1 protein-coding gene and 1 pseudogene are annotated in these 727 nt (G+C 66.2%); one reads left to right on the top strand and one right to left on the bottom strand.

Going from position 1 to position 727, the window contains the following annotated elements:
• Positions 1-156 precede the first annotated feature (156 nt).
• On the top strand, positions 157-393 hold the full coding sequence (locus tag ABFX50_RS50865) for a hypothetical protein (protein WP_290316179.1): 237 nt from the start codon (positions 157-159) through the stop codon (positions 391-393).
• A 146-nt stretch (positions 394-539) separates the two neighbouring features.
• On the opposite strand, the pseudogene ABFX50_RS50860 reads toward ABFX50_RS50865, so the two are convergent.
• Positions 540-727, bottom strand: a pseudogene (locus tag ABFX50_RS50860) (hypothetical protein); the annotation flags it as partial.

Below are 727 nucleotides of genomic sequence, written 5' to 3'. Positions count from 1 at the left end.
CTTGAACGCCGAGCCGTGCGACCATGATGGGAACGGCTGCAAGACCAACACCGCGCACTACCTCAAGCCGCGCACAGAGCTCATTGTGAAGGTCTGCGACACCGAAGGCCGACTTCGGCTACGGAAGAAGATCACGGGTACCGGGGAGGCACTGCGATGAATGAACACCCGAAGGTCACCGAGGACCAGGCGCGCAACGCTGAGTTGGTCGCCGCCTACGACGACACCGATGACACCGGGCCCGTCTTCACCGACCGTATCCAGAGCCTCGGATACGCGCCCCCGGAGCGGCCGGAGGTTACTCAGTGGGGTTTCTGCGTGATCGTCGATGACGACGGCCGGGAGTGGCTGGCGTGGGACGCCGAGGGTGTCCGCTACGCCGAGTCTCACTGAGAGGCCAGCGACATCGCTGTGATGAGCTGATACAGCTCCCATGACTCTCGTAGCGGCTCCCGGGGACACCCGGGAGCCGCTTCGTGTTCGGCAGATTGTGCGGACGCTCCTACGAGCGCGCGGGTTCGCGCAAGCCTGCTGCGCCCCTAGGCGCTCGTGGCCCGCGACTCGACCACGGTCACGGTGACGTTCACGAAGTACGTCTCGACAGTCGCCGCGTGGAGATGGCCGGCACGCGCAATATCCCCCTCGATGCCGCACGTCACGTGGACGTGAGCCCGGCCGTCGCGCCACTCCCCGGTTCCGGTGAGCTCCCCAGGCTGGTCGTACTCGG

This window comes from Nonomuraea recticatena (assembly GCF_039533245.1).
GTDB lineage: Bacteria > Actinomycetota > Actinomycetes > Streptosporangiales > Streptosporangiaceae > Nonomuraea > Nonomuraea roseola.
This window is presented reverse-complemented; position numbering and strand designations above follow the sequence as displayed.

What these genes read in the sequence shown, in the direction of transcription:
- ABFX50_RS50865 (WP_290316179.1), top strand. Translation starts at nt 157, where the DNA reads ATGAATGAACACCCGAAGGTCACCGAGGACCAGGCGCGCAACGCTGAG.